We start from the raw sequence: 22,630 nt of genomic DNA on the forward strand, positions 1-22,630 counted from the left end.
TAACCTTCTGTTAATACCCTTCTGACAATGGCATGGTACCATGGTCTTCAAAGGAGTACCATCACTTAAGCAGGAGGCATCGGGTATGGATTGGCTTCAGGATATCAAGGTAGTTTTGTTCGACCTGGATGGCACGTTATATCAGGATGATACCTTCTACAAGCGGTACTTGGGCCATCTGCTGCGGGAGACAGAGTACGAAGGAGCATTGGCTGACGTTACGGAGGAAGTTGGCCGGATCCTGTCAGGACAGCACAGGTGCCGAATCGGCGACTGGTATCATCCGGGCCGGAAGGTGTGGATGCGCTTGCTCCAGGAGCAGCGGGCTGTCGCCTTCGATTGGTCGGGCACACCGGTCGAGCTGGATCTCCATGCCCTGGAGGGCTCGAGAAAGGATCTGATCTATGCGGGAGATGCCTGGAGCGTAACGGGCGTTATGGCAAGCCGCCTTCAGATCCGTGAGGAACGGAAGCGGGACGCGTTTTACCGGGTCAGAGAAGAGATGCTCGCCGGCGCCTGCGGACGGGTCAAGCATCCTGAGCTGATCGAAGCGATTCGTGGCTTAACCAAGCTGAGGGCCAAAGTACTGCTGACCAATTCTCCGAGGGATACTGGCGAGGAATTTATCCGTGCGCTGGGCTGCGAGGAATTATTCGATCGGATTCATTATGCAGCCGACAAGCCCGAGGGAATCGAACTGTTCGTACGTGAGCTGGTGCGGCAAGGGGTGGCGGCCCCTTATCAAATCCTGTCCATCGGGGATCATGCTTGGAATGACCTGCATCCGATCCGTAAGCTCGGAGGACGAACGGCATGGATCGCGCCTTACCCATCGAGCGACCCGGAGGTCTGGGATGTGACGATAACCGGAGTGGATGAATTGACGCAATTTCTCGGACAGCTCCATGAGGCCGGGATGGCTGCAGCCGCATCATAAGGTACGATAAGAGAACGTGGGATTTGGATAAAGCTGGTGAAGTCCGTTATAATAAGAGGGATGTTCTGCGGGGCAGATCTTATTATTCGAAACGGGCTGGAGGTTGAACGAATTCATGATCTATCATCGGATTACGGATATTGGCGATCCTTACTTTAAACAAATGCATGAGCTGATGCAAACGGTGTTTCCTCCGGAAGAGGTGCTGGCTTTCGAGGATTGGGCGGGACCGCTTCAGGATCCGGGCATCCGCGTATTCGTGGCCGTCCGGGACGGACAAGTGGCGGGGGCAACGGAGTACCGCTACTATGAGGACATGCAGGTGGCCATGACTGATTTTACCATCATCGGACGTGATGGCCTTGGTATCGGACCTTTCCTGGCGAAGGAGCGGATGAAGGATCTGCAGGCGGTTGTGGCTGCTGCAGGAGGCCGGCTTCAAGGGATGTTCGCCGAAATCTACAATCCCTATCTGGTGGATGCGCTGGAGTTCGGCGGGGTGAAATCGATGAACCCTTATGTACGGCGTGAGGTTCTGGCACACCTTGGCTACTTAAAGCTGGATGTGGACTACGTGCATCCGTCCTGGCAGCAGGATGGGGAGGCGGTTCAGGGCTTGGACCTATGCTTCATGCCGATCAGGGCGGAAATGTCGGCGGTGCCGGCGGCGCTGGTCGTTAAGTTCCTGGAAACGTATTATGCCGTGCTGCCGGATAAGCCGAAGCTGTGGCATGAGATGGTAGAAGGGCTGAAGCAAAGAGAATCGGTTCCTTTGCTGGCGATCTAAGAGGAGGGGGAGGCGTGATTACGCCTCCTCTTTTGTTTTCGCTTCTGCGCTTTCCAGCTCTTCCAGCGCTTTCTCAAGCCCGTAGTTGAGCAGCAGCGTTTTGAAGCCTTTCCCGCGCCCTTCCGCAACGGCGTCCAGCCGAGCCTTGAGGTCCTTGCGGATGTAAACGCGGTCCTTGTCATGCGTCTCGCTGCGCTCCTTCTTCTTGAGGCCGACCTCAAGAAGGGAAATCAGCGGCTCTTCTTGGGGCTCTGCAGCGACGGGCTCTGCAACGACACCGGAATCATCGGCAACGGGCTCTGCAGCGGGAACCGGCGGGGCGGCTTTAGCCGGTCGTCTGCGCTTCGGGGCCTGCTTCTCTTCGATCACGGACGGAGCCGGCGCTTCCGTTACCGGATTCGTGCCGGCACCCGTATCGATTTGACCCTTTTTTTGCTGTGGCATGGCGAATACCTCCTTCGAGATTACTTGGTATGCTCTTGTGTTCGATTCGGTTGATAACTTTATTGTAGCACAGCCGCCTAAAGCGGAGAATCGTCTTTTCGCACGGCTGCTACTGCCTTCCGGAGCGCATCAATGACAGCTTGGGCCTCTTCCGCGGACCAGTGGGCCGTGACGAACCTCGGGCGATAACCGCCGCTGCTCAACTCCACCATAATGTTGCTTTTCTCGTCGTCTACGACAACGGTCAATTGCTCGTTCTCAAATATCGTTGTCCAAGCCATGATATAGGCGAGACTCCCCTTTCGTTTTCCTGTTGGATAAAGCTTCCACACGAAAGCGGGGAAATCCTCTTTAGCACGGAAGGCAAGCAGGAAAGGTGACAGGAATTGTCCTTGTTTTATTGTATGATAGATTGGGACGGAGGGGAGCGGAAGGATGAGTGGAGGGAAAAGGAGCAAGAAGGAAATGGGGATTCGGAATATAGGCCCGAAAACGGAAGACTGGCTCCGCGAGGTCGGTATTCAAGCGTATGAGGACCTGGCGAAATGGGGCTCGGTCGAGGTCTATCGCCGCCTGAAGGAGCACCGTGCAGGGAAGATCAGCTTGAACGCGCTCTATGCGCTTGAGGCGGCGCTCTGGGATTTACACTGGCTGGAGCTGCCGATGGATATCAAGGAGAAGGTGAGGCGGGAAGCCGAGGAGGCTTAGCACTTACCAATGAAAAGGAGACGGCGCAAGGTTTCCCTTTTCGCATTTTTTCGGTATAGTGGTGGGTAGCAGCTATGGGTGCGCACGGAGTAACCATGAAGGAGCTTGAGCTGATCCATGAGTGAATACCAACCGTTAATTTCTGTAATCATTCCTACTTATAACCGGCCGGATTTCCTGTGCGAGCTCCTTGAATCACTGGCTCGTCAGACGTACAAGCATTTGCAGATCATCGTGGTGAACGACGCCGGAGAGCCGGTGGAGGAAGTCAAGGAGCTTTATCCTGAGCTGGACATCACTATCGTAACCATGCCTGCGAATCAAAAGCACGTCTTTGCCCGTAACCGGGGACTGGAGCTGGTCCGGGGCGAGCTGATCATGCTTTGCGACGACGACGATTTGCTCCTCCCTATGCATGTAGAGCGGATGGTGGCGGAGCTGGCCGATGCCGACCTGGTGTACTCGGATGTGGAGATCTTCGATTATACCGTCGAGAATCGGGCCCGCCGCGCAACGAAACGATTCGTCTTTGCCTACGAGCACGATGTGGAGGCGATGCGCAAGTTCTCTACCTTCGTATCGTCGGGCTGCTTGTTCCGTCGCTCCGTGTATGAGGCGCTGGGTCCGTTCGATACGGAGATGTATCATTATTGGGATTGGGATTTTTTCCTGCGGGCGGTAGAACGGTTTCGGGTTAAACGGGTGCCGGTCGCCAGTGCTTTGTACGCTTTCTCTGAGGCAGGAGACAACATGTCGGGGAACCACGAGGACATGCGCCCTTACCTCGATAAGCTGTCGGCCAAGCATGGACTCGGCTATTTGCCCACGAAGAACTTCTTCGTTCTGCTGGAAGAGCCGGAAGTGATGAGCCGCCGGGCGCAGACACAAGTGTTATGGGACGGGGAGCCTGTCATCTCCCGAAGGGTGAGGCAAGCATGAAGGCTCTACGCATAGATTTTGGACAAAGGAGGCAGCAGTGATGATTGGCACGATGGAGCAGGCACAAGAGCTGCTGCGCAAATATTACGGCTATCCTGCATTTCGCGACGGACAGAAGAAGGTGATCGACAGTATCCTGTCCGGCTCGGATACGCTGGGCATTATGCCGACCGGGGGCGGCAAATCGATCTGCTATCAGATTCCGGCGATGATGATGTCGGGGACGACGATCGTCATTTCTCCGCTGATTTCACTGATGAAGGATCAGGTTGACAGCTTGGACAGCATCGGCGTGCCGGCGGCGTATCTTAATAGTGCGCTGACGTACCCGCAGGTGGAAAATCGGATCCGCAAGGCGGCACGCGGCGAATACAAGCTGCTGTACGTAGCGCCGGAGCGTCTGGAGTCGGAGCGGTTCATCGAGCTGCTCGGCGAGCTGCAGGTGCCGATGATTGCGGTGGACGAGGCGCACTGCGTGTCGCAATGGGGACATGATTTTCGCCCGAGCTATATGCGCATTCATGAGCTTGTAAAGCATTTGTCCGGGAGACCGCTGCTTGCGGCCTTTACAGCAACCGCGACGGATCAGGTGCGAGAGGATGTGGTCGCCAATTTGCGGCTGCGGGAGCCGCAGGTGTTCGTCACCGGGTTCGCCCGGGAGAACCTGAGCTTTACGGTGATCAAGGGCGAGAACAAGCGCGATGTGATGCTGGAATACATCCGGGACCATAAGGGCGACGCGGGGATCATCTATGCGGCTACGCGCAAGGACGTCGACCAGCTGCACGACCTGCTGGAGCGCAAAGGGCTGTCCGTCGGCAAATACCATGCCGGGTTGACGGATAAAGAGCGGGCGGCCATGCAGGAGCAGTTCCTGTACGACGAGGTGCGGCTGATGGTTGCGACGAACGCGTTCGGGATGGGGATTGATAAATCGAACGTGCGTTACGTCATTCATTACAATATGCCGAAAAACATGGAGGCCTATTATCAGGAAGCCGGTCGTGCGGGCCGTGACGGCGAACCGAGCGAATGCATGCTGCTGTTCAGCCCGCAGGACATTCACATCCAGAAGTTCCTCATCGAGCAGTCGGTGGGTGACCCGGAGCGGCGGGCTCAGGAGTATCGCCGCCTGCAGCAGATGGCCGACTACTGCCACACGGCACAATGTCTGCAGAGCTACATCGTGCGGTACTTCGGCGGGGAGCCGGCAGGCGATTGCGGGAAGTGCAGCAGCTGTGCAAGTCCTGATCGGCAGCTGACGGATATTACACTGGAAGCACAGCAGATTTTCTCCTGCGTCCGCCGCATGCGCGAACGGTTCGGCACGACGCTTGTGGCGTCGGTACTGAAGGGCTCCCGCAACAAGAAGGTGCTGGAGTTCGGCTTCGACAGCCTGAGCACGTACGGGCTCATGGCGAAGCGCACGGAGAAGGAGATCGTCGACCTGATTCAGCTGCTCACGGCGGAAGGATATTTGCAGCTGACGGAGGGCAAGTACCCGTTGCTAAAGCTCGGGCCTAAGGCGGCTCCCGTGCTGACGGGCGAGGAGCGCGTCGTGCAGAAGGTCCGCGTGAAGCCGGCTGCGGCGACCGTGCAGGACGTGGAGAGCGAGCTGTTCGACGAGCTGCGTCGCGTGCGCTCCGAGATCGCGAAGCGAGAGGGCATCCCGCCTTACATCGTGTTCCCGGACAGTACGCTGCGCGAGATGTGCGGCGTGAAGCCGACCAATCCGGCGGCGATGCTGAAGATCAAGGGCGTCGGGGAAGCGAAGTTTTTCAAGTACGGAGCGTACTTTATCGACTTTTTCAAGCAGCTGCAGCAGCAGGAAGCAAGGCAAAACGGATAAGGACGGGGACTGGCGTTGGCAAAGTCGAAGTATTATGTAGTATGGGAGGGCCGTCAGCCGGGCATCTACACCTCTTGGGCAGAGTGTCAGACGCAGACGAACGGCTTCCCGCAAGCGAAATTTAAAGCGTTCGAGAGCGAGGCGGAGGCGAAGGCGGCGCTGGCCCGCGGGTGGAAGGCGACGTTCGGCGCGGCGGCGAAGAGCGCTGCCGGAACGGGAGCCAAGACCAAGTCGTCAGGCTCCACGGGCGGGGAGCTCGCGCCCGAGGTGGACCTCGACAGCTTGTCCGTGGATGTGGGCTGCAGCGGCAATCCCGGCATCGTCGAGTACAAGGGCGTGTCCACGCGGACGGGCGAGGTCATTTTCCAGCATCCTCCGATCTCCAAGGGAACGAACAATATGGGTGAATTTCTTGCGATTGTGCACGCGCTGGCCTATCTGAAGAAGAAGGGCAGCGGCATGACGGTGTATAGCGACTCCATGACGGCGATCAGCTGGGTCAAGAAGAAGAAGGTAGCCTCCACGCTGGTGCGCGATGCGTCTACGAAGGAGATTTGGGATTTGGTGGACCGGGCGGAGGCTTGGCTGCAGAACAATAAGTATCCGAACAAGATTATCAAGTGGGATACCAAAGCCTGGGGCGAGATCAAAGCCGACTACGGGCGGAAGTAAAAAATTGGGGCATTCCGGGGGAAATTTCCTTCTATAACAAAGAGCGTCTTCCGCGGCGGACCGTGAAGGACGCTCTTCTTTTTTGTCTACTGATGGCTTGCTATTCAGCCCGGTTCGGCTCTGCGTGGCCCTGGTTGATGTGCTGGCGCTTCTCCGTGTTGGCTTTCGTGTTCTTAAAGAGCTCCGCTTCCTGGCTCTCGAGAGGGAGACTGACCAGCTCCCACTCCGTCTTGCCGAGCGTCAAGTCGGACGGAAACACATCACCGCGCTTTAGTGTCTCTTCTCGTCCGTCTTCATTCGCATACACGCCGGTGGTTTCGACTTCTTCCCCGGACATCGGGTTCATGTCTTTGTTGTTTGCCATGGCTTCCATAACCCTCCTTCATCGAATTCGAGCGTTAGTATACCCTGATTGGTGCGAAGTATGAAGGCGGGTGCGAATCAACCCGTTGTCAAAAATCCTCGTCGGCGTTATGATGGTACAAGTGTTTTCGGGTCTGCATGACATGCAAGACAATAAGGAAAGGAACAAAAGAATGGCATTATGGGGAACGATTGTCAACGCGCTGGCGATTATTGCCGGAGGGCTTCTAGGTTTATTTCTGCAGGGAATGCGCGATAGGATCAGACAAACGGTGATGCAGGGGATCGGACTTGCCTTGCTTGCGTTGGGAATTTCCATGACATTGAAGTCAAGCGATTTCCTGCTTATTGTGTCGAGCCTGGTCCTGGGCGGCTTGATCGGGGAGCTGCTGAAGGTGGAGCAGGGACTGGAGCGGCTCGGCAAGCTGCTGGAGCGCGGGGTGAATGCCGTCGTACCCGGCATGAAGCAGGGCGGCATCGCTGCGGGCTTCGTCAGTACAACGCTGCTGTATTGCGTGGGAGCGATGGCTGTACTGGGTGCCATGGACGGGGGACTGCGCGGCAACCACGATATATTGTATACGAAGGCCATGCTGGACGGCTTTACGGCCATCATTTTTGCTTCGACGCTCGGAATCGGGGTGCTGTTCTCGTCCGTGCCGGTATTTCTGTATCAGGGAGCCATCGCCTTGGCCGCTTCGCTCATCGCCGCGCTGATTGATCAAGTGATGCTGACCGAAATGCTGACGCAGATCACCGCTGTCGGCGGCGTGCTCATTATGGGGCTGGGTTTGAATGTGCTGGACATTCGCCGGATTCACGTGGCGAATCTGCTGCCGTCGATTCTCATTGCGGCTGCGGCCGTTCCTCTGCTGAACTGGATAAGCGGATAGACGCTGTACTTAGGAGGGCCCTTCACAACCGAAGGGCTTCTTTGTCGTGTACGGAATCGTTTAACTCAAACTTTCCGATGGCAAACCACCCAAATTATGGTATGTTAAAAGGTGTGTGAAAAGGAGGCTTACTCACAATGTCGTTTATTATGAGACTTTCATGGTTTTTCCGGGACCGCTGGATCCATTATGCCGTCGCGATCGGATTGATGGCCTTGGTGAACATACTGGGCATTATTCCGCCGCGAATGATCGGGTCGGTCATTGACAGCATCCGCACCGGGTCGCTGACGGCAGGAGAGCTTCAGCAATCCGTGCTCCTCCTCGTCGGGCTGGCGCTGCTTGTCTACGGAATGGTTTACATTTGGATCACAACCTTGTTCGGCAATTCCATCTTATTGGAAAAGCTGCTGCGCACCCGGCTGCTGGCGCATTTGACGCGGATGGCGCCTTCTTTTTTTCAACGCAACAGCACGGGAGAATTGATGGCACTTGCTACGAACGACGTGCTGGCTATCAGCCAGACGGCAGGCTACGGCGTCATGACCTTGGTCAATACCGTCGTCGGCACAGCGGTTGTCATTACGACGATGGTCTCCCTGATCAGCTGGAAGCTGATGCTGGCGGCACTGATTCCGATGCCTTTCGTCGTAATGGCCATCAGCCGGCTCGGGAAGGAAACCCGGAAGCGGTTCATTGCCGCGCAGGCGGCCTTCGGCAAAATGAACGATCAGGCGCTGGAGTCGATTTCCGGCATGCGGGTAATCCGTTCGTATGTGCAAGAGAAGCATGACTTGGAGTCCTTCGACCGGGTGACGCAGGACGTCATGACGAAGAACATGAAGGTAGCGGCGATCAATGCGCTGTTTCATCCGATTATTTCCCTGATTGTCGGGATGAGCTATGTGATCGGCATCGGCTATGGCTCGTATTTGGTATTTCAGCAGGAGATTACGCTGGGGCAGCTGATTTCCTTTAACATTTACCTCGGGATGCTGATTTGGCCGATGATCGCTTTCGGTGAATTTATTAATGTGCTGCAGAGGGGGACGGCTTCGGTGGACCGGCTGTCCGCGAGCTTCGCTCAGCAATCGGACGTTCAGGATCCTTCGCAGCCTGCGCAGGCGGAGCTGCCTAGCCGGATTGAGCTGGACCACTTGACGTTCCGCTACCCCGGTGCTTCGAGCGATAGTCTGAGGGATGTGTCCTTAACCCTGGAGCGCGGGCAAACGTTAGGCCTTGTGGGCCGAACCGGCAGCGGCAAGAGTACACTCCTGAAGCAGCTGCTTCGCTACTATCCGGTGGAGCCCGGCAAGGTTCGCATCTCCGGAATCCCTATTGAGCAGCTGACAGTGGAGAGGATTCGCAGCTGGATCGGCTATGTGCCTCAGGAGCATCTTCTGCTCTCGAAGACGGTGCGGCAAAACATTGCCCTAGGCGTGCCGGGAGCCACGGATGAGCAGGTGCGGCGCGCCATCGAGATGGCTTCCTTCACGCAGGACATCGCCCAGCTGCCGCAAGGGCTGGAAACAGTCGTCGGCGAGAACGGCGTGATGCTGTCCGGGGGCCAGAAGCAGCGGGTCAGCATTGCGAGAGCGCTGCTGGTGAATCCGGAGATTTTGATTCTCGACGATTCACTGTCAGCGGTCGATGCCCGAACCGAGAGCGCCATCCTGCAGCATATCCGAACCGAGCGGGCAGGAAAAACAACGCTGATCGCCACCCATCGTCTCTCCGCCGTCATGCATGCGGATTGGATCGTAGTATTGGAGGATGGGCGGATCATAGAAGAGGGGACGCATGAGCAGCTCATGCTGTTCGGAGGATGGTACAAAGAGCAGTTCGAGCGGCAGCAGCTGGAGGCGAATTTGCAGGAATAAGCGGGGCGGTTAAGGAGGGATGGGAATACAATGAAATCCGATAAGCCTTCGAAGGCAAGAAGATTACTGAACTATGCACTTATATTTAAATATAGAATTTTGGCGGCATTGCTTGTTCTCTGCTGTGCGGTAGGCGTGGAGCTGGCGGGTCCTTTCATCGCCAAAACCATCATCGACAAGCACATCGCGGGTATACAGCAGCCGTGGTACGAAGCGGCGGAGCCCGGCCGGGTGCCTACCGGAATCAAGCGGGTGGACTGGAGCGGCCGGGCTTACATTCGTCAGGACTGGGCGCCGGCTGGTGGGACGGACTTCGGCAAGCCGGTACGCATCATGCAGCTGGAGCGAGGGATGTATCTCGTACGGGAGCCGTCCGACTATAGCGGCGACTGGAAGCTGGCGGAGGAGGCGCCTGCTTCGGGGGGGCAAGCGAAGGTACAGGTCACCCGAGCCGGAGGCGTTGTGGAAACCTATGCCGGGACGAAGCTGACGACGGCGGAGATTGGCCTCTTCTACCAGCATGATTTCAAGCCGGTGCTGGGCTGGCTCGGGCTGTTCGTCGGGCTGCTGATCGCCGGCAGCACCATGCACTACATCCAAGGGTATACCCTCCAGACGACGGCGCTTCGTATTATTCAACGGATGCGGATGGACCTTATGAATCATATTCAGCGCATTCCGATCCGCTATTTCGACAGCACGCCGATCGGCCAGGTCGTCTCCCGTATCGCTAACGATACCGAAGCGATCCGCGATCTGTTCATGAGCTTCATGGCCACCTTCGTGGTCAGTACAATCAACATTGCAGGTATTTATATCGCGCTCTTCCTGCTTGATGTTCGCCTTGCGATGGTGGCGCTGCTCTTTGTGCCGCTCTTTACGGTAGTAATGGCGGTGCATCTCAAGTATTCGAGAAAGTACATCGAGGTCATGCGTTCCCGTCTGAGCGATATGAACGCGATGATCAGCGAATCGATCGCCGTTATGCCGATACTGCAGGCGTTCCGACAGGAGAAGGCGCGCCGGGATGAGTTCGAGGTGCTCAACCACGACAGGTATGTGAACAACATCAAGCAAATACGGGTGTTCTCGTTGTCCTCCCGGAACTTTACGGGATTGGTCGGTTCCCTCTTTACGGCGGGCACGATCTGGTACTTCGGCGGGCAATCGCTGCAGACGGCGATCTCCTTCGGTGTCTTCTACGCCTTCATTGATTACATGGGCCGGTTCTTCCAGCCGATCATCGGGATTTTCGACCAGCTGCTGAATGCGCAGCGCGCGTTGGTTTCGGCCGAGAAGGTGTTTTATTTACTCGATCTGGAGGGCTCCGAGGTGGAGGCGGCCGAGGAGGTACAGCGTCCCGAAGGGCATGTGGTGTTCGACAACGTGACCTTTGCCTATAAGGAAGGAGAGCCTGTGCTGCGCGGAATCAACATCGAGGCGCGGCGCGGGGAGACGGTCGCTCTGGTTGGACACACCGGATCGGGCAAAAGCTCCATCATGAACCTGCTGCTCGGCTTCTACGAGCCTACGGGCGGTTCGATCCGCATCGACGGCCAGGACATCAAGGGCATGTCCAAGCAAGCCCTTCGAAAGCATATGGGCATCGTGCTGCAGGACCCGTTCCTGTTCGCCGGAGATATCAAGTTCAACGTGAGCTTATATAACGACAAGATCGGCATAGATCAGGTGAAAAAAGCGCTGGCTGACGTCGGTGCCGCCTCCTTCATTGAGCAGCTTCCGGGAGGGTACGACGAGCCGGTCGTCGAGCGGGGCAGCACGCTGTCCGCCGGGCAGCGGCAGCTTATTTCGTTCGCGCGAGCGCTCGCCTTCGACCCGGCGATCCTCATCCTCGATGAGGCGACGGCCAGCATCGACAGCGAGACGGAGGGCCTGATCCAGCAGGCGCTGCAGGTGGTGAGCGAGGGGCGGACCACGTTCGTAATCGCCCACCGGCTTTCGACGATCCGCGAAGCGGATCAGATCCTTGTGCTGCACCGCGGAGAGATCGTAGAACGGGGCAATCATGAGCAGCTGATGCAGCTGCAAGGACGCTATTACCGGATGTACCAGCTGCAATCCGGCAACGCGGATCCTACGAGTGCCGTTACCGCATAAAACAACAGACAGGGAACGCTACTCCTGCCCTAGGCAGATGAAGTGTTCCCTGTCTGTTTGTGTTGGCGCTCATTCCTTGGCTGCCGTGTCCGTGCTTTGGATCACCAGCAGCAGCCCCTCACGCAGGGTGATCCTCCCTTCGGAGCCGAGCAGCACGTTGCTGATCCCGAGCGATTGTCCGAGAGTCAGGGTCGCTTCGTAGAGCGGATATTGAAAGCCCAGCAGGGTAATGCCCCTCACTTCCAGGCATAGCGGCAGCAGTGATACATGGGAGAAGCGCCCCTTGACCACGCTATGCTTCGACGGTCCGCTCAGCAAGGTCAGCTCATTATGAGCATCGACGATCCGGCAGTCCACGCCGGCATCCAAGGCTTGCCGAAGCAGGTGTACATTCGCCAGCGAATGATCCCAGCGAGTGCCGAGTACGCCGCACAGCAGGATTTCGCTCACCTCTTGCTGCAGGGCGAATCGAACCGCCATTTCCGTATCCGTCCAGTCCTTCATGACAGGGTCACACGCGGTAAAGTGCTTGCTGCAAGCTTCAATCTGCCGCAGCTCGTCTTTGCTGACCGAGTCGAAGTCACCTAACGCTACGTCCGGCCGGTACCCCTGCTGTACCAGAAAGAGTGCTCCCCGATCCGCACCGATCAGCATATCGTTGTCCCTTATCTCAGACAATGCCCATTTTCCGAGCTGCCCGCCTGAGAAAATTACGGCACGTTTGCCGGAACGCTTCATCTTATCACCTGTGTATGCTCATGATAGCTTTATTTTATCATAGTTAGGAAAGAGATTTAAGACCAATGAATAAATAGCAATCGAAGAGAAACGCTTGCCCCTTGGTCATGTTATCTTAGAAGCAACGATGAAATGAAACAATGGAGGTTATGTACATGACTGGAAAATTGTCCAAGGGCCGGCTATGGACGGCACGTATCATGAGCGGGATTACTATTTTATTCATGCTTATGGACAGCATAATGAAGCTGGTGAAGCCCGCACCGGTTATCGAAGGAACCGTTACGCTAGGCTTTGGGGAGCATCACATCGCGATCATTGGGATTCTCGGGCTGCTTTCCACGATCCTGTATGCCGTCCCGCGTACGTCGTTCCTGGGAGCGCTGCTGCTGACCGGTTATTTTGGCGGAGTTATCGCAACCCACCTGCGGATGGATGCCCCGCTGTTTACCCATACGCTGTTTCCTGTTTATTTCGCCGTTCTTGCTTGGGGAGGACTGTGGCTTCGGGATGGGCGAGTACGAAGCCTTCTTCCCGTCCAGGGCGGAGGCTTGAATCAGTAACAAAAATGCGGCCACAGAGCAAAGGCAGCTGCCGGCACGGGATACTAGATTCCCGGTCACGGAAGCTGCCTTTTTTAATCCATTACTGGTGCATATGTCGTGCAAGCTTCTCCATCCGTTTGTCCTGCTTGCGCTCATGAACGACCATGCAGGCATGGATGGCGCCCGGGAGCCAGAAGCATAGGGTCAGAATCAGGTTAAGAAATGCCTGAAACGGCTTGCCGCAGAACAAAACGGCCACAGGAGGAAGCAATATCGCCAAAAGATACATCGTAGATCCACCTCCAATTGCGTATTACTTAGTAATACGTTTTGCGATTGCTTTTGTTTCGCGGCGGCCGCCTAGCTTAGCCCATGGAGAAACAGCGTTGCATTCATATACCTGCGGGCCAGCGAGTGGAAGTAAGCCGTTTGCACGGATACCATCGCGATGAACAGCACATTGCGCACCGCTTCCTTCTGCTCCGCATTCAACCCCTCCAGACTGCAGGCGTACTGGTCGGCCTTATGCCGGATCGTCGTTTCGGTCAGCGTATCGTAATTTCTTTTGCCGAAGCCGTGTCCTTGAACGTCCATGACTTGGTCGTTATTGGCATCCAGCTCCTCGAACAGCCGTGAATACGCGGCATATAGCTCCGCTGGGCCAAGCAAATCATCGCTGTCCTCCTCCGGCTTGCGAAGGACGACGTGAAGCAGCTTACGAATCGCTTCAAAATCGAGGCAATGCTTCATATCATCAATAATGAAGAGCAGCGCCGCTTGATCGACCGAGTATTTTTTGCCGAGCTTGGGCGACCCCAAATAATCCTTGAAATCCCGTTTCACCCAGTTTTGCATTGAGGTGATGGAGATATTGGTATATTCAATTTGGTTTCCGAGGGATACTATCTCTTGCAGAGAAAAGCCTTCCATGCTCTCGTGCTTGATCATTTTCTCCATGACCGGAGGAAGATGAGTGGAGAGAAAGGCCGTGAGCGAGCTGCCGTGCTTCATTTGGGTCAGGTGATTCTTTTTCCAGGCCTCCTGCAAAATCATTAACGGACTTCGATCCGCGGCGCCTTTCATGGCCAGGAGCATTTGCGCCATTTCCTTGCGGGTAAGCGTGAAGGTCTCCAAACTCCTGCCACCTCCGTTCATGCTTAAATTTTCGGGTTCATATGAACTCATCATAAATCCAGTCGTAAGCGCTTGTCAAAGGTAGATAATGAAGATGCCGAACTTCTTTTGCGGGAAAATAAACCCGTAGACGCCTTAAATGGTCAAAGGCGCCCTTTTTAGAGCATTTCCTATTTACCTGATCTTTACTATAATAAGTTCATAAGAACTTTATCTGTTCATGGTTTTAAAATCCAATTATGAGGAAGGTTGATATGGCCTTAAATCTGTTTCTCGTCGCACTGTTGATTCTGCTGACTGCTTTCTTTGTTGCTACGGAGTTCGCTATCATTCGCTTGCGCTCCAGTCGCGTAGATCAGCTGATTGCGGAAGGAAAGAGCAATGCGGTGGCAGTGAGAAGGGTTCAAGCCAATTTGGACGGGTATTTGTCCGCGTGCCAGCTTGGTATTACGATCACGGCGCTAGGCTTAGGCTGGCTAGGGGAGCCGACGGTGGAGAAGCTGCTGCATCCGTTTTTTGAAACATTTGGTGTTCGAGAGGATGTCGCCGGTTTATTATCCTTCGTTATCGCATTCGCTTCGGTCACCTTTTTGCACGTCGTGTTAGGTGAGCTTGCCCCTAAAACATGGGCTATCCAGAAAGCAGAGGTCGTGAGCCTTTTTGCGGCGAAGCCGATTATGTTATTTTACAAGATAATGTATCCCTTCATTTGGCTGCTTAACGGCTCGGCGAATGCACTTGTGCGGATGTTCGGCTTAAAGCCGGCGAAGGAGCATGAGGAAGCCCACTCGGAGGAAGAAATCCAAATTATCGTCACCGAGAGCTACCAGAGCGGCAAAATCAACAAGGCGGAATACGGCTATGTGAATCGAATCTTCGCCTTTGACGAGATGCTGGCCCGGGAGATCATGGTGCCGCGTACGGATATGGTATGCTTGTATACGAATAACTCGCTGGAAGAGAATTTGGAAGTGATCCGCCGAGAGCAATACACACGATTCCCGATTGCTCAGGAAAGCAAGGACAACATCATCGGGATTATTAATACAAAGCAATTTTTCTTAAAATATGATAATCTTTCGGAATCGTTCGATATTTCCGAGCTGCTGCAGCCGGTGCTTAGCGTTCCCGAGTACATGCCGCTGAATCAATTGCTGAAGCGGATGCAAAAGGAGCGTGTTCACATTGCCATTCTGGTCGATGAGTACGGCGGTACCTCCGGGCTGATTACGATGGAGGATATATTAGAGGAGATCGTCGGAGAGATTCGAGACGAATTCGACGCCGACGAGGCCAAAGAGATCGAGCAAATCGATCAAGACAAATACATTCTGGACGGCAAGGTGCTGCTGACGCAATTGAATGCTATATTCGGCACGGCACTGGAGCACGAGGATGTAGATACCATAGGCGGTTGGCTCTATACGCAGAACCCGGATATCCAGCTGAATATGCCTATCGAGTATGATGGCCTGCGATTCGTCGTGGTGGATAAAGAAGAGCATCGAATTCGAAGGGTCGAGGTAAGCCGCGAAGTGCCTGCTGCACTGCCGGATGCCGCGGATGAATTGCTGATTTAATTGCAGCCGGGAGCAGGACTCCCGGCTTATCGTACATAGAAGGGAAGGAAAGCATGTGCCGCTAAGAACGATTGGCTTCATGGCTGCCGCCATTCTGCTGCTGTACCTGATGTTTACGGTGGGCTTTCCGTTTTTGCTGGCTCTCATCGTTGCGATTTTGCTGGAGCCTTTTGTCGGGTGGCTGCAGAGGGGCCTGAAGCTGAACCGCGTTATGAGTGCTTTGACCGTATGCTCTTTGTTTTTGATCGGCGCATTGGCCCTCGTTATTTTTATCGGGCTGACGATTTTTAATGAATTTGTAGAGTATATGGGGAAGGTCCCCGCAATCATTAGCGAAGCGGACCGGTTTGTAAGAGAGGCTGTAGTGGGTGAAGGGATCCTGTACCGCTCCTTCCCTGAGGATTGGGCGGGTTATATCCAGAGCGGGGTTGAGATGGGGCTCGAATATATTACTCAGGGAATTAACTTCCTTGTTACGTCTTTGTCCGGCATGATGCTGGGCATTGCGAAAACGGTGCCGAATATGCTCATCTTCCTGATCGTATTTGTGATTGCATTATACTTGATCAGCTTCGGTCTCCCGAATATTAGGCAGGCTTTCCTATCGATCTTCGCGGAGAATACGCGGCATAAGATGGAGGCTGTTCTGGAACACCTTAGAGTCGCAGTGGTCGGGTTCTTAAAAGCGCAAATTTTGCTAAGCTTTCTTACTTACATCGTTTCCCTTGTAGGATTGCTGTTCCTCGGTGTCAGTTATCCGCTGGCGATTGCGCTGCTGATCATCATTGTAGATCTGCTGCCGATTCTGGGTACGGGCTCCGTCCTCGTTCCATGGGCCATCTACAGCTTTGTAGCTGGAGATCAGCGACTTGGGATCGGGCTGATCATTCTCTTTGTTGTCATTACGATCTTCCGCCGCATCGCCGAGCCGAAGATCGTGGCGGATGCCGTGGGTATCAGTGCCTTGGCGGCCCTTGTCAGCTTATATATCGGGCTCCAATTGGCCGGTCTGGCGGGGTTGTTCCTAGGTCCGCTGGTCGTCATTTTCTATCAGGCGGTCAAGAAGGCCGGCTTGTTGAAGCTTCGTATTGAACTGTAAGCATCGTAAACACCGGATGGCGGCTTCTTGGAAGCGACCATCCGGTGTTTATTGGTTTACGCTCTATTTTTCCCGATTGGCCATCTGCTGCCATACGGAGCCCGCGGCAGCTTCACCGCTCTCGATCCGTTCGATGGCCATGCGAATTTGCATGCGAACCTCGAATTCGGGATCCTCCTGCGCAGCCTGCAGGGCAGGGAGGGCCTCGGCGTCACCGGCTTCATACAGAAAGCGCGCCGCTCTCCAGCGAACCAATTTATTCGGGTCGCCGAGCGCCTCGACCATAGCATCCTGTGCTTCGGGAAACCCAAGGTCGGAGAGCGTATCGCCGGCTGTTCGGCGCACCGAAACGGATGCGTCCTTCAACGCTTCGTAGAGATAGGGAAGCACGGAGGGATCCTTCAAATCGCCGAGATAAACGGTTGCCAGGCGCCGTACCGTGGATTTCTCATCCCGCAGGGCGAGCAGAAGAAGGGGCACGGTATATGGCTCCGGCTTGATCTGCTCCAGCGCCGCGTACCGCTTTTTCCAGTCGGGATCCTTTAGCTGGCGTTCCAGCTCTTCGTACGAAAGACCGGTTTGCCGATCTACTGCCTCAAGTGCTTCGGCTATGCTCGCTACCGGCGCATCCATAGCTTGTTGAATCAGCTGATTCAACCGTTCTTGGGGAAATGAGGCATCGAGTTCCTGCACCAGCTCGTCAAGTACTTCCTGTAAATCGCCGTACCGGACCCCCCAATCCTCCAGGCTTCGTTCCTTAATTAAGTTAGGGGCTGCGGCAGCAGCGCGTATGGCCGATTCATTGAATCTTTCGGGAAGCGCCGCCCGTTTCTCTTCGGTACCGTTAGATGCCCGCAGCTGGAGGGGGATTCCCCGAAAATGCTGAAGCTTGACATGGACCTCGCCGAAGGAGGCTTCTTGCTGCGGTTGATCGGGAGCCGTGCCGGCAGGGTGAGACGTGGATCCCCCTAATACCTCGCGAACCTCTGCCAGGATTCGCTGCCAATCACCGTGAGCCGTTCGATCCAGGGCGATAAAATCCGCCGCTCGGTACAAGCTCCGGACTCCCTCTATCGCCAGCAAACGGTTCAGCGGCTCGGGAGCGCGGCCGGCCTCCTGCCTGGTATAGGTTTCCCTGACATGCTCCGGAACACGTTCGGTTAATGTAATTTTCATCGTATTCGGGCTAGGGGTAGGTTCAATAGAGATGATGGTCATTGCATGGCTGCTCCTTTCGGATAGGCAAAAGAGACCGCAGACTCGTGAAGGGTCTTAACGGTCTCTTCTGTTAGGTTGTATGTAACCGGCTGCTTCTAATCGAGATCCAGCAGGTTGCGGTGCAAATACTTCTGGTCGAGCGTCTTCGTTAAATCAAAAACGGTATGAGCTAAATCCACATTCTCGAAAACGTGTTCACAAGCATCCTTGTAAGCGATCTCTTCGTCGTAATGCGACATGTACCGGTCAATCAGCTCAGGCGAGTCGCCGCGTTCCTGCTCGCGCCGGAGCACGGTTTGCCGATCTGCATAGATGAAGATCCGTACCGCGTGATCGCCGTAGACCTGCTTCAGTACGTCGGCACCGTACCGGTTCAAGATGAGATAAATCGCACCGTGCTTCTGAAGCATCGAAGCGACATCCTGTTCCTTGATTCCGTAGAGGTTTCCGTCGATTTCAAGTACCTCAATAAATTGCTTGGCCGCTTCCGCCTCGGCGAACTGATCTCGGGTAATAAAAAAATAATCCTGTCCATCTACTTCAGAAGAGCGTGGTGTACGTGTCGTGTAGGAAAGCACCTGTTTGACTCCAAGCGTATCGCCTGACATTTGTGCAACGGTCCTGCGCCCAGCTCCGTTCGGGCCTGTGAAGATAAAGATCGTATCTGTATCCTTTAACTCGTACATAGAATCCCTCCTTCATGGTAGTGAAAGATCAGATCGGTGACGGCAGCTCACTTCCTTATTTTACATGCTTTCCAGGATGAGGTAAAGGGCGGAGGGGGAGAGCTTGTGCCCTCCCATGTGTTTTCTACGCCCGAACTGGGATCGCCTATCTTCCGCGCCTTCCGCCACCGCTTCGATTCGCGCCACCACGCTTCGTATCCGCTCCACGTCCTCGTGCCGCAACACCCGCCCGCGCCGGATTGCCCGTTGCCCAGGTGGCCGCTTTGTCCGTCCCGCGCCCGCGTGCCGCTGTACCCGCGCCGCGAGCTTGCTCGCCGCCGCGCCCGCGCGTGGCTTGCTCGCCGCCGCGCCCTGCGCGTGCTTGCTCGCCGCCGCGCCCGCGCGTGGCTTGCTCGCCGCCGCGTCCCGCGCGAGCTTGCTCGCCGCCGCGTCCCGCGCGAGCTTGCTCGCCGCCGCGCCCCACGCGCGCTTGCTCGCCGCCGCGCCCTACGCGCGCTTGCTCGCCGCCGCGCCCTGCGCGAGCTTGCTCGCCGCCGCGTCCCGCGCGGGCTTGCTCGCCGCCGCGTCCCGCGCGGGCTTGCTCGCCGCCGCGCCCTGCGCGAGCTTGCTCGCCGCCGCGCCCTGCGCGAGCTTGCTCGCCGCCGCGTCCGCGCGAAGCTTGCTCGCCCTCCGGCGCCCGGCCCTGCCGTTTCGCGAGAGTCTGCTTGATCCCTCTCTCGATCTTCTCGAGATGATCGGCATCCCGCGGTGCGGCGAAGGTAATCGCCTTACCGCGCTCGCCCGCACGTCCCGTCCGTCCGATGCGGTGAATATAGCTCTCCGCGTCATGCGGGATGTCGTAGTTATACACATGGGTAATTCCTTCTACATCCAGTCCCCTTGCGGCAATATCCGTCGCCACCAGCAATTGAATTTTCGCATCGCGAAACCGTTTCATGACTTGCTCCCGCTTGGCTTGGGTCAAATCACCGTGCGACTCATCCGAGCTGTAGCCCCGTTCGTTCAACTCCGCATTCAGCTTCGTGGCCCGCGACTTCGTCCGGCAGAAGATCATTCCCAAATAAGGCGGATCCTCATCGATCGTTTTACAAAGCGCATCCAGCTTGCCTCGATCGGTCGTGCGAACGACAACCTGATCGATTTCCTCCAGAGTAATCTTCTTTGCCTGAACGGCGACTTCCTTAGGCGTGCGCATATAGTTCCGCGCCAGTCGCTTGATTTTATCCGGCATCGTCGCGGAGAACAGCATAGTCTGCCGTCGTGTCGGCGTTTGCATAATAATCTCTTGAACCTCGGTTAGAAAGCCCATATGCAAGACATTTGATCCGCTTCATCCAATACGAGCACCGACAGCCTTCCGAGATCGACGGTTTCCCTGCGCAGGTGATCCAGCAGACGCCCAGGCGTTGCAATGATCATATGCACCGCACCTTCAAGCTTCCTGATCTGCCTTTCGACATCCTGTCCCCCGTAGGCAGACAAAACTCTTAAACCGCGCAAAGGCGCCCATTTCTTCACCTCATCGGTAATTTGAATGGCCAGCTCGCGGGTTGGGGTTATTACCAATCCTTGTACGTGGGACTTATTTGCATCCAGCGACTCCAGCATCGGCGAGAGGAAGGCCAGCGTTTTCCCCGTTCCGGTCTGCGCCTGTGCAATCAAATCATCCCCCGTTAAAGCAAGAGGGATCGCTTGCTTTTGAATGGGCGTGGGATCCGTATATCCTTCCTTTGCCAGCGCCTCCGCCAAATCCGAATCTATGCCTAGCTCCGCAAAACCATTCTTCTTCATAATCATTCTCCTTAGGTGGAAAAACATTCCGGTTATTATATGTAAGCATTCTACAGGAACCGCGGGAAAAAAGAAACTGCATGAGGCCTTAGGCCCCATGCGGCGCTAATTGTTGCCTATTTCTACCTATATATATTGTAGTTTTACATCGATGCTTTCATTCGGTTACCGTCCATTATTCTCCGTTTGCGTAGGGATCGTCACGCCGGTGCCGAAGATGCGTTCGTTTAATGAAACAAACCTTTCGCGATATGGCTCTAGCGGTCGCCCTTGCCATGCTTCCTGTGCAATGGCATTAAACTCATTAACGTAATCACGATTGGCCGAAATGTACACATCCTGAACCGATGGCTGGGCCATGCGAATCTTTTCGGCAATTTTCTGCTTAAACATGTGGGATAAGTACTCATGATGCATCACCGTATCGGCACCTTGCACTCCCGGAATCAGCTGATTAGGATCGGCATAATCGTTCCCCTGGTCGTAGGTGTTGTATAAGCCTCTAACGAGTCCGTAGTTGTTTGTCTCGGAACCGTAACCGGGCACAGCATCCGCACGGCCGCCGCGGGTACCGAAGGCCGTATTGTCGATGGTGATCGCCACATAGGCAATATTATCGCCCATCATGACGATGGCGCTGTTTACCCCGCTCATGCCCTGCACCATGTCAGATAATGTTTGATTGAGTCGCAGGTTGGTTACTTTATGGGAAACGGTGGCATACTGCTGTTGAGTCTGATAAGCACGGGAGTTATTTTCCGGCGGGGCATCGCGTCTGGAGCCGTAGTTATTAGCGCTGTTGTAATCATAGTAAGCGAAGCGACCGGAAATGCCGACGGTCAGCACGCCCAGAGAGACGGTCTTCAGCAAACGGGATAATTTCATGACCAGGCCTCCTCATAATGAATGAACTACTCTTAGGATTCATTAAATAGGAGGATTTATGCGTCATAAACATTGGTTCGCAATATGCATAATTTCACCTCTTTTTGGAAATAACCATGAAGAGGAAAAATGACGTCAACAAAGGAAAAATGGCGGACTTCCGAACGTTTTGTGAACTCGTCTAGATTGATTGACAAAAAGTAGGCACGAATTTATAGTTATAATGGTGATTAGGTTCCTTGACAGGAAATGATTTTTTTTGCAAGGGTTTTATGGCAATTTTGTAAGTCGGCAAGTGCTCGTTGTTCCGAAACATTTACGTTCTAAGGTGGGATTGATAAGATGATTCGATGGCAAAATCTGTGGCGGCTCATCCCTCTATGGATGGTGTTACTGCTAGCAGGGTGTGGAGATCCGACGACTTCCGCCTTGAGACCAAGAGGACCCGTGGCCAGAGACCAGCTATTCCTGATGAAGCTCAGCTTTGGGATTATGATTCTGGTCGTAGTGGTCGTTTTTGTTATTTACCTGTACGTGCTCGTTCGCTTCAGACAGAAAAAGGGCGAAAAAGATATCGTACCTAAGCAAGTGGAAGGAAGCCATACGCTTGAACTGATTTGGACGGTTATTCCGATCATTTCTTTGCTCATTCTGGCGGTGCCGACAGTTCAGTATACGTTCAAGGCGCTTGAGGACCACCGCGGTAACCAGGATGCGTTGCACGTCAAGGTAACGGCCCATGCTTTCTGGTGGCAGTTTGAATACCCGAGCCTGGGGATTGCGACTGCACAAGACCTGGTCATCCCTACAGGGAAGAAAATCGCTTTTGAAATTACAGCATCGGATGTAAAGCACTCCTTCTGGATTCCATCGCTCGGCGGTAAAATGGATACCAACCCTGGATTGAACAATATCTTCTATCTGCAAGCGGATGAAGTGGATACGTTCAAAGGGATTTGTGCGGAGCTTTGCGGAGCTTCCCACGCATTAATGTTATTTAAAGTAAACAGCTTGGACCCTGCGAACTTCGATAAGTGGGTTGCCGATATGAAAGCTCCGGCTACTATCCCTGCAGACGCGAAGCGCGGCGAGCAAGTGTTTAAAGATAACTGCTTGTCCTGTCACGCAGTCAATGCACAAGGACTTGGCGCCGGACCGAACCTCAACGGATTTGCGAAGCGTGAGATGGTTGCCGGAATTCTGCCGCATAACGATGAGAGCTTGAGAAAGTGGATTCTCGATCCGCAAGCGCAGAAGCCGGGCAACAAGATGCCTGCGTTCGGACCTAACGGACCAAAACCGCTTGGTGAACAAGACGTGAATGATTTGATTAAATACCTGAACGCGCCGCAATAACGGCATCA

24 protein-coding genes are annotated in these 22,630 nt (G+C 54.9%); 13 read left to right on the plus strand and 11 right to left on the minus strand.

The window, feature by feature from the left end; genetic code table 11:
* The first annotated feature begins 85 nt into the window (after positions 1-85).
* Both RAC89_RS13700 and RAC89_RS13705 read left to right on the plus strand, forming a co-directional pair.
* Positions 86-937, plus strand: coding sequence for an HAD family hydrolase (locus RAC89_RS13700; RefSeq protein WP_306614120.1), 852 nt, complete (start codon positions 86-88; stop codon positions 935-937).
* Between the two features lie 115 nt (positions 938-1,052).
* On the plus strand, positions 1,053-1,724 hold the full coding sequence (locus RAC89_RS13705; RefSeq protein ID WP_306614122.1) for a GNAT family N-acetyltransferase: 672 nt from the start codon (positions 1,053-1,055) through the stop codon (positions 1,722-1,724).
* An 18-nt stretch (positions 1,725-1,742) separates the two neighbouring features.
* Here RAC89_RS13705 and RAC89_RS13710 read toward each other — a convergent pair whose 3' ends face one another.
* Together RAC89_RS13710 and RAC89_RS13715 are read right to left on the minus strand one after the other, a co-directional pair.
* On the minus strand, positions 1,743-2,168 hold the full coding sequence (locus RAC89_RS13710; protein ID WP_306614123.1) for a hypothetical protein: 426 nt from the start codon (positions 2,166-2,168) through the stop codon (positions 1,743-1,745).
* Positions 2,169-2,245: 77 nt separating this feature from the next.
* On the minus strand, positions 2,246-2,449 hold the full coding sequence (locus RAC89_RS13715; RefSeq protein ID WP_306614124.1) for a hypothetical protein: 204 nt from the start codon (positions 2,447-2,449) through the stop codon (positions 2,246-2,248).
* A 184-nt stretch (positions 2,450-2,633) separates the two neighbouring features.
* Between RAC89_RS13715 and RAC89_RS13720 the strand changes: the two genes are divergently transcribed.
* From RAC89_RS13720 to rnhA, 4 genes are all read left to right on the plus strand, one after another.
* Positions 2,634-2,876: a TfoX/Sxy family DNA transformation protein gene (locus RAC89_RS13720; protein ID WP_306614125.1), complete on the plus strand. Its 243-nt coding sequence runs from the start codon at positions 2,634-2,636 to the stop codon at positions 2,874-2,876.
* A 117-nt stretch (positions 2,877-2,993) separates the two neighbouring features.
* Positions 2,994-3,815 carry a glycosyltransferase family 2 protein gene (locus tag RAC89_RS13725; RefSeq protein ID WP_306614126.1) on the plus strand — a complete coding sequence of 274 codons (822 nt, stop codon included), beginning with the start codon at positions 2,994-2,996 and terminating at the stop codon, positions 3,813-3,815.
* Between the two features lie 40 nt (positions 3,816-3,855).
* Positions 3,856-5,664 (plus strand): DNA helicase RecQ, encoded by a 1,809-nt coding sequence (gene recQ, locus RAC89_RS13730; RefSeq protein WP_306614127.1) that lies wholly within the window; start codon positions 3,856-3,858, stop codon positions 5,662-5,664.
* Positions 5,665-5,679: 15 nt separating this feature from the next.
* On the plus strand, positions 5,680-6,336 hold the full coding sequence (gene rnhA, locus RAC89_RS13735) for a ribonuclease H (RefSeq protein WP_306614128.1): 657 nt from the start codon (positions 5,680-5,682) through the stop codon (positions 6,334-6,336).
* A 100-nt stretch (positions 6,337-6,436) separates the two neighbouring features.
* On the opposite strand, the gene RAC89_RS13740 is transcribed toward rnhA, so the two are convergent.
* On the minus strand, positions 6,437-6,700 hold the full coding sequence (locus RAC89_RS13740) for a hypothetical protein (protein WP_284643625.1): 264 nt from the start codon (positions 6,698-6,700) through the stop codon (positions 6,437-6,439).
* 172 nt (positions 6,701-6,872) lie between these two features.
* Here RAC89_RS13740 and RAC89_RS13745 point away from each other — a divergent pair, with 172 nt between their 5' ends.
* From RAC89_RS13745 to RAC89_RS13755, 3 genes are all read left to right on the plus strand, one after another.
* Complete coding sequence (locus RAC89_RS13745; RefSeq protein WP_306616094.1) at positions 6,873-7,592, plus strand: DUF554 domain-containing protein; 720 nt, start codon at positions 6,873-6,875, stop codon at positions 7,590-7,592.
* Positions 7,593-7,729: 137 nt separating this feature from the next.
* Positions 7,730-9,472: an ABC transporter ATP-binding protein gene (locus RAC89_RS13750; RefSeq protein WP_306614129.1), complete on the plus strand. Its 1,743-nt coding sequence runs from the start codon at positions 7,730-7,732 to the stop codon at positions 9,470-9,472.
* Between the two features lie 30 nt (positions 9,473-9,502).
* The gene (locus tag RAC89_RS13755) at positions 9,503-11,590 is read left to right on the plus strand and encodes an ABC transporter ATP-binding protein (RefSeq protein ID WP_306614131.1); all 2,088 of its coding nucleotides are present in this window, start codon (positions 9,503-9,505) and stop codon (positions 11,588-11,590) included.
* A gap of 69 nt (positions 11,591-11,659) precedes the next feature.
* Here RAC89_RS13755 and RAC89_RS13760 read toward each other — a convergent pair whose 3' ends face one another.
* Positions 11,660-12,328, minus strand: a complete 669-nt coding sequence (locus tag RAC89_RS13760; protein WP_306614132.1) for a thiamine diphosphokinase — start codon at positions 12,326-12,328, stop codon at positions 11,660-11,662.
* Positions 12,329-12,483: 155 nt separating this feature from the next.
* On the opposite strand from RAC89_RS13760, the gene RAC89_RS13765 reads away from it, so the two are divergent.
* On the plus strand, positions 12,484-12,891 hold the full coding sequence (locus RAC89_RS13765; RefSeq protein ID WP_306614133.1) for a DoxX family protein: 408 nt from the start codon (positions 12,484-12,486) through the stop codon (positions 12,889-12,891).
* 82 nt (positions 12,892-12,973) lie between these two features.
* Here RAC89_RS13765 and RAC89_RS13770 read toward each other — a convergent pair whose 3' ends face one another.
* Positions 12,974-13,162, minus strand: a complete 189-nt coding sequence (locus tag RAC89_RS13770) for a YqaE/Pmp3 family membrane protein (protein ID WP_306614134.1) — start codon at positions 13,160-13,162, stop codon at positions 12,974-12,976.
* Between the two features lie 71 nt (positions 13,163-13,233).
* Positions 13,234-14,007 carry a DUF1836 domain-containing protein gene (locus RAC89_RS13775; RefSeq protein WP_306614135.1) on the minus strand — a complete coding sequence of 258 codons (774 nt, stop codon included), beginning with the start codon at positions 14,005-14,007 and terminating at the stop codon, positions 13,234-13,236.
* 254 nt (positions 14,008-14,261) lie between these two features.
* Here RAC89_RS13775 and RAC89_RS13780 point away from each other — a divergent pair, with 254 nt between their 5' ends.
* Entirely contained in the window at positions 14,262-15,587 is a 1,326-nt protein-coding gene (locus tag RAC89_RS13780) for a hemolysin family protein (protein ID WP_306614136.1), read from the plus strand.
* A 55-nt stretch (positions 15,588-15,642) separates the two neighbouring features.
* Complete coding sequence (ytvI, locus tag RAC89_RS13785) at positions 15,643-16,686, plus strand: sporulation integral membrane protein YtvI (RefSeq protein ID WP_306614137.1); 1,044 nt, start codon at positions 15,643-15,645, stop codon at positions 16,684-16,686.
* 63 nt (positions 16,687-16,749) lie between these two features.
* On the opposite strand, the gene RAC89_RS13790 is transcribed toward ytvI, so the two are convergent.
* The 5 genes from RAC89_RS13790 to RAC89_RS13810 form a co-directional block, all read right to left on the minus strand.
* Entirely contained in the window at positions 16,750-17,904 is a 1,155-nt protein-coding gene (locus tag RAC89_RS13790) for a virulence factor (RefSeq protein WP_306614139.1), read from the minus strand.
* A gap of 95 nt (positions 17,905-17,999) precedes the next feature.
* Entirely contained in the window at positions 18,000-18,590 is a 591-nt protein-coding gene (locus tag RAC89_RS13795) for a guanylate kinase (protein ID WP_306614140.1), read from the minus strand.
* A 145-nt stretch (positions 18,591-18,735) separates the two neighbouring features.
* Positions 18,736-19,899, minus strand: a complete 1,164-nt coding sequence (locus RAC89_RS13800) for a DEAD/DEAH box helicase (RefSeq protein WP_306614141.1) — start codon at positions 19,897-19,899, stop codon at positions 18,736-18,738.
* A complete protein-coding gene (locus RAC89_RS13805; RefSeq protein ID WP_306614143.1) occupies positions 19,887-20,381 on the minus strand; it encodes a DEAD/DEAH box helicase in 495 nt (164 codons plus the stop codon). The genes RAC89_RS13800 and RAC89_RS13805 overlap by 13 nt, the downstream gene beginning before the upstream one ends.
* 165 nt (positions 20,382-20,546) lie before the next feature.
* On the minus strand, positions 20,547-21,266 hold the full coding sequence (locus tag RAC89_RS13810) for a YhcN/YlaJ family sporulation lipoprotein (protein WP_306614145.1): 720 nt from the start codon (positions 21,264-21,266) through the stop codon (positions 20,547-20,549).
* A gap of 342 nt (positions 21,267-21,608) precedes the next feature.
* Between RAC89_RS13810 and coxB the strand changes: the two genes are divergently transcribed.
* Positions 21,609-22,622 carry a cytochrome c oxidase subunit II gene (gene coxB / locus RAC89_RS13815; RefSeq protein WP_306614146.1) on the plus strand — a complete coding sequence of 338 codons (1,014 nt, stop codon included), beginning with the start codon at positions 21,609-21,611 and terminating at the stop codon, positions 22,620-22,622.
* Positions 22,623-22,630: the final 8 nt, after the last annotated feature.

It is taken from the genome of Paenibacillus sp. GD4 (genome assembly GCF_030846225.1).
Taxonomy (GTDB): Bacteria; Bacillota; Bacilli; order Paenibacillales; family NBRC-103111; genus Paenibacillus_G; species Paenibacillus_G silviterrae.

Excerpts from the sequence above, each read along its gene's own strand:
- RAC89_RS13700 (WP_306614120.1), top strand. The coding sequence starts at position 86 with ATGGATTGGCTTCAGGATATCAAGGTAGTTTTGTTCGACCTGGATGGC.
- RAC89_RS13705 (WP_306614122.1), top strand. The coding sequence starts at position 1,053 with ATGATCTATCATCGGATTACGGATATTGGCGATCCTTACTTTAAACAA.
- RAC89_RS13710 (WP_306614123.1), bottom strand. The coding sequence starts at position 2,168 with ATGCCACAGCAAAAAAAGGGTCAAATCGATACGGGTGCCGGCACGAAT.
- RAC89_RS13715 (WP_306614124.1), bottom strand. The coding sequence starts at position 2,449 with ATGGCTTGGACAACGATATTTGAGAACGAGCAATTGACCGTTGTCGTA.
- RAC89_RS13720 (WP_306614125.1), top strand. The coding sequence starts at position 2,634 with ATGGGGATTCGGAATATAGGCCCGAAAACGGAAGACTGGCTCCGCGAG.
- RAC89_RS13725 (WP_306614126.1), top strand. The coding sequence starts at position 2,994 with ATGAGTGAATACCAACCGTTAATTTCTGTAATCATTCCTACTTATAAC.
- recQ (WP_306614127.1), top strand. The coding sequence starts at position 3,856 with ATGATTGGCACGATGGAGCAGGCACAAGAGCTGCTGCGCAAATATTAC.
- RAC89_RS13740 (WP_284643625.1), bottom strand. The coding sequence starts at position 6,700 with ATGGCAAACAACAAAGACATGAACCCGATGTCCGGGGAAGAAGTCGAA.
- RAC89_RS13745 (WP_306616094.1), top strand. The coding sequence starts at position 6,873 with ATGGCATTATGGGGAACGATTGTCAACGCGCTGGCGATTATTGCCGGA.
- RAC89_RS13750 (WP_306614129.1), top strand. The coding sequence starts at position 7,730 with ATGTCGTTTATTATGAGACTTTCATGGTTTTTCCGGGACCGCTGGATC.
- RAC89_RS13755 (WP_306614131.1), top strand. The coding sequence starts at position 9,503 with ATGAAATCCGATAAGCCTTCGAAGGCAAGAAGATTACTGAACTATGCA.
- RAC89_RS13760 (WP_306614132.1), bottom strand. The coding sequence starts at position 12,328 with ATGAAGCGTTCCGGCAAACGTGCCGTAATTTTCTCAGGCGGGCAGCTC.
- RAC89_RS13765 (WP_306614133.1), top strand. The coding sequence starts at position 12,484 with ATGACTGGAAAATTGTCCAAGGGCCGGCTATGGACGGCACGTATCATG.
- RAC89_RS13770 (WP_306614134.1), bottom strand. The coding sequence starts at position 13,162 with ATGTATCTTTTGGCGATATTGCTTCCTCCTGTGGCCGTTTTGTTCTGC.
- RAC89_RS13780 (WP_306614136.1), top strand. The coding sequence starts at position 14,262 with ATGGCCTTAAATCTGTTTCTCGTCGCACTGTTGATTCTGCTGACTGCT.
- RAC89_RS13790 (WP_306614139.1), bottom strand. The coding sequence starts at position 17,904 with ATGACCATCATCTCTATTGAACCTACCCCTAGCCCGAATACGATGAAA.
- RAC89_RS13795 (WP_306614140.1), bottom strand. The coding sequence starts at position 18,590 with ATGTACGAGTTAAAGGATACAGATACGATCTTTATCTTCACAGGCCCG.
- RAC89_RS13800 (WP_306614141.1), bottom strand. The coding sequence starts at position 19,899 with ATGGGCTTTCTAACCGAGGTTCAAGAGATTATTATGCAAACGCCGACA.
- RAC89_RS13805 (WP_306614143.1), bottom strand. The coding sequence starts at position 20,381 with ATGAAGAAGAATGGTTTTGCGGAGCTAGGCATAGATTCGGATTTGGCG.
- RAC89_RS13810 (WP_306614145.1), bottom strand. The coding sequence starts at position 21,266 with ATGAAATTATCCCGTTTGCTGAAGACCGTCTCTCTGGGCGTGCTGACC.
- coxB (WP_306614146.1), top strand. The coding sequence starts at position 21,609 with ATGATTCGATGGCAAAATCTGTGGCGGCTCATCCCTCTATGGATGGTG.